At 60.2% G+C, this 4,580-nt stretch carries 4 protein-coding genes; all 4 read left to right on the forward strand.

Annotated elements, in window-relative coordinates; genetic code table 11:
* A partial coding sequence (locus D6877_RS21995; protein ID WP_178083732.1) for an alginate export family protein occupies window positions 1-375 on the forward strand: 375 nt, incomplete at its 5' end.
* Window positions 376-401: 26 nt separating this feature from the next.
* Window positions 402-1,973 carry a mannuronan 5-epimerase AlgG gene (algG, locus tag D6877_RS22000; RefSeq protein WP_130912099.1) on the forward strand — a complete coding sequence of 524 codons (1,572 nt, stop codon included), beginning with the start codon at window positions 402-404 and terminating at the stop codon, window positions 1,971-1,973.
* An 11-nt stretch (window positions 1,974-1,984) separates the two neighbouring features.
* Window positions 1,985-3,451 carry an alginate O-acetyltransferase gene (locus D6877_RS22005; RefSeq protein WP_130912100.1) on the forward strand — a complete coding sequence of 489 codons (1,467 nt, stop codon included), beginning with the start codon at window positions 1,985-1,987 and terminating at the stop codon, window positions 3,449-3,451.
* Window positions 3,452-3,459: 8 nt separating this feature from the next.
* The coding region (locus D6877_RS22010) for a mannuronate-specific alginate lyase (protein ID WP_130912101.1) at window positions 3,460-4,580 on the forward strand (1,121 nt) is incomplete at its 3' end.

Here is a 4,580-nt window from a genome sequence, read left to right on the forward strand (position 1 = left end):
TCGTGGATGGTCAACGACGAGTACGACGCCAGCCTGATCTACCACAAGTTCTGGCGTGTCGACGGCAACAAGCCGGTCGGCAGCAACGGCATCAACGCGGTGGAAAACAACACCGACGACGTCACCGGCGCGATCCTCTCCAGCACATCCTTGCCGCTTGAAGATGGCAACAAGGACCTGGGTCAGGAAATGGACCTGGTCGTGACCAAGTACTTCAAGCAAGGCCTGTTGCCGGCGGCGTTGAGCCAGTCGATCGACGAGCCTTCGGCACTGGTGCGTTTCCGTGGCGGTGTGTTCAAACCGGGCGATGCCTACGGCAGCCAGGTTGATTCCTACATGCACCGCGCATTCATCGACGTGATCTGGCGCTTCTGATGCAAACCGCCAAGGGAGTGCCCGACATGATCAGCACCAGAACAGGCTCACTCAGCCTGCTGGCCGGCGCGATGCTGCTGGCCAGCGCCGGCGCCTTCGCCAATGTTGAACCGGCGAAACCTGCGACCGTGGCCAAGGAACTGCAACAGGCCAAGACCTACACCGTCAGCAGCGCGCCGACCGACGCGCTGAAACTGGCCAAGCCGACACTGCCCGACCTGTCCGGCTTCACCGCCGAAGCCGCTGCCGCGAAGGTCGTACGCAGCAAGCCGGGCAAGATCAGCGTGCGCCGGATGATGCAGGAAAACGCCCTGAAGGACTTCATCGGCGGCGATAACAAGATGGCCGAGTGGGTCGTGCGTCAGCACGGCATCCCGCAGGCGATCTTCATCGACGACGGCTACATGAACCTCAAGGACCTGGCGAAAAAACTGCCCAAGCAGTATTTCAGCGAGACGTCCCCGGGCGTGTACCTGGCCAAATTGCCGATCGTGGTCGGCGAGAAAGGCATCCTCGAAATCGACGGTCAGACCCAGGAACTGCGCCTGTCGCAGGAGGCCGGTTCGTTCCTGGTCAACGACGGCAAACTGTTCGTGCGTGACACCAAAGTCACCGGCTGGCGCGAGAAGGACAACGGCCCGGCGACATTCCGTTCGCCGAAGGAATTCCGCCCGTTCCTGCTCGCCTGGGGCGGCACCGAGACCTACATCGTCAACAGCAAGATGGCCAGTTTCGGTTACGCCAACAGTAAGTCGTACGGGGTGAGTATTTCCCAGTACACGCCAAACATGGCCAAGGTCCTCAAGCGCCCGGAACCGACCGGCTGGATCGTCGGCTCCGAGTTCTCGGACATGTGGTACGGCTTCTACTGCTACGAAACCAGCGACTTTGTGGTCAAGGGCAACACCTACAAAGACAACATCGTCTACGGCATCGACCCGCATGACCGCTCGCACCGTCTGATCATTGCCGAGAACACCGTTCACGGCACGAAGAAGAAGCACGGGATCATCATTTCCCGTGAGGTCAACGACAGCTTCATCTTCAACAACAAGAGTTTCGACAACAAGTTGTCGGGCCTGGTGATCGACCGTAACAGCGTCAACAACATCATTGCCTACAACGAGATCTACAAGAACCACACCGACGGCATCACGCTCTACGAGTCCGCCGACAACCTGCTGTGGGGCAACAAGGTCATCAGCAATACCCGTCACGGCATTCGTATTCGTAACAGCGTGAACATCCGCCTCTACGAAAACGTTGCCATGACCAACGGCCTGACCGGTATCTACGGCCACATCAAGGACCTGACCGACACCGACCGTGACATCAAGCTCGACCCGTTCGACGCGCAGGTCTCGCTGATCGTGGTCGGCGGCGAGCTGGCAGCCAATGGCAGCGGCCCGCTGTCGATCGACTCGCCGCTGAGTGTCGAGCTGTATCGCGTGTCGATGCTGGCGCCGACCAAGTCCAGCGGCATCAGCTTCAACGGCATCCTCGGCGAGCGCCAGGATGAAATTCTCGACCTGCTGGTGCGCCAGCAGAAAGCCGTGCTGATCGACCCTGTCGAACGCCAGACCGAAATGCAGGACTGAGGATAATTTTTATGCACCCACACATGATCAAACTGCTCAGCCTCTCGGCCCTGACCCTCGGCATTCTCGCTGCCGGCAACGCCCGCGCCGACGTGGACGGCGCAAGCGTCACGCCACCGAAGTTCACCGCCGAGCCGTGCTGCAACCTGTGCCCGGCGGCCCATGACGCGAAGAACTACACCACGCGTTATCAGCAGAACTTCACCACCCTGGTACAGGCCCAGGGCGACTGGCTGTTCCGTACCCAGGAAGACCTGCGCACCGAGTTCAACACTACGCCGGCCGGCTACAAGCGCCTGCAACAACTGCACGATGCGTTCAAGAGCAAAGGCGTCGAACTGGTGATCGTTTACCAGCCGACCCGTGGCCTGGTGAATCGCAACAAGCTAAACCCGCAGGAAAAAGCCGCGTTCGATTACGAGAAAGCGCTGGGCAACTACAAGACCATGCTCGGCCGTTTCGCCAAGATGGGCTACGTGGTGCCGGACCTGTCGCCACTGACCAACGAATCGCTGCCGGACACCCTGCCCGCCCACGATTTCTACTTCCGTGGCGACCAGCACTGGACACCTTACGGTGCCCAGCGCACGGCAAAAATCGTCGCCGAAAAGGTCAAGCAGATCCCGGCCTTCGCCGACATTCCCAAGCGTGAATTCGAGACCAAGCGCTCCGGACGCATGGGCAAGACCGGCACCCTGCACAACATGGCCGGGCAGCTGTGCGGCACCAGCTACGCGATCCAGTACATGGACCAGTTCACCACCGAGCCGAAAGGCGAGGCAGGCGACGGCGACCTGTTCGGCGATTCCGGCAATCCGCAGATCACCCTGGTCGGTACGTCGCACAGCGGCAAGAACTACAACTTCGCCGGTTTCCTCGAAGAAGCCATCGGCGCCGACATCCTCAACGTGGCCTTCCCCGGCGGCGGTTTCGAAGGTTCGATGCTGCAGTACCTGGGCAGCGAAGAATTCCAGAAGACCCCGCCGAAGATTCTCATCTGGGAATTCTCGCCGCTGTATCGCCTCGACCAGGAAACCATCTATCGCCAGATGATGGCGCTGCTGGATAACGGTTGCGAAGGCAAAGACGCACAGATGTCCGCCAGTGCCACGCTGAAGCCGGGCAGCAAGCAAGAACTGCTGGTCAACAGCAAGAACCTGAACCTGCAGAACGCCAACCATCAGGTCGACATCCGCTTCGCCGACACCTCGGTGAAAACCCTGCAAGCCACCCTCTGGTACATGAACGGTCGCCACGAGGACATCAAGATCGAGAAACCGGAAACCTCCGACACCGACGGTCGTTTCGCCTTTGAGCTGCGCACGGACGAAGACTGGGCCTCGCAAAATCTGCTGGCAGTCGAAGTCCAGGGTCCTGAAGCCGGACCTGACGCCGCGCCACAAAAAGTCGAAGCGAAAATCTGCAAACGCAACGTATTCCCGGGCGCTGGTCAACAGACCGCGCAGCTCGGGCAATGAGGTCTGCTATGCGAAATCCGAAACTGAAAAACCTGTTGGCACCGACCCTCCTGAGCCTGGCGATGTTCGCCGGGGCAACTCAGGCTGCCGCGCCATTGCGTCCACCGCAGGGCTACTTCGCCCCGGTGGATAAATTCAAGACCGGCGACAAGAGCGAAGGCTGCGACGCGATGCCGGCGCCGTACACCGGTCCGCTGCAATTTCGCAGCAAGTACGAAGGTTCGGACAAGGCCCGCGCGACGCTGAACGTGCAGTCCGAAAAAGCCTTTCGCGACACCACCAAAGACATCACTACGCTGGAGCGCGGCACCGCCAAGCGCGTCATGCAGTTCATGCGCGACGGTCGCCCGGAGCAGCTTGAATGCACGCTCGACTGGCTGACCGCGTGGGCCAAGGCTGACGCGTTGATGTCCAAAGACTTCAACCACACCGGCAAGTCGATGCGCAAATGGGCACTGGGGAGCATGGCGTCTTCGTACATTCGCCTGAAGTTCTCCGACTCGCATCCACTGGCCCAGCACCAGCAGGAAGCGCAGGTGATCGAAGCCTGGTTCAGCAAAATGGCCGATCAGGTGGTCAGCGACTGGGACAACCTGCCGCTGGAAAAAACCAACAACCACTCGTACTGGGCCGCCTGGTCGGTGATGGCCACCGCCGTCGCCACCAACCGCCGCGACCTGTTCGACTGGGCCGTCAAGGAATACAAGGTCGGCGTCAATCAAGTCGATGCCGATGGCTTCCTGCCCAACGAGCTCAAGCGCCAGCAACGCGCCCTCGCCTATCACAACTACGCCCTGCCGCCGCTGGCGATGATCGCCAGTTTCGCCCAGGTCAACGGTGTCGATCTGCGTCAGGAAAACAATGGCGCACTCAAGCGTCTGGGTGATCGGGTGTTGGCCGGCGTCAAGGACCCTGACGAGTTCGAAGAAAAGAACGGCAAAAAGCAGGACATGACCGACCTGAAAGAGGACATGAAATTCGCCTGGCTCGAACCGTTCTGCACGCTCTACACCTGTGCGCCGGATGTGATCGAGAAGAAGCGCGACATGCAACCGTTCAAGACTTTCCGTCTTGGCGGCGACCTGACCAAGGTCTACGACCCGTCGCATGAAAAGGGCAACAAGGGTTC

It is taken from the genome of Pseudomonas sp. Sample_9 (assembly GCF_004307535.1).
GTDB lineage: Bacteria > Pseudomonadota > Gammaproteobacteria > Pseudomonadales > Pseudomonadaceae > Aquipseudomonas > Aquipseudomonas mercuritolerans.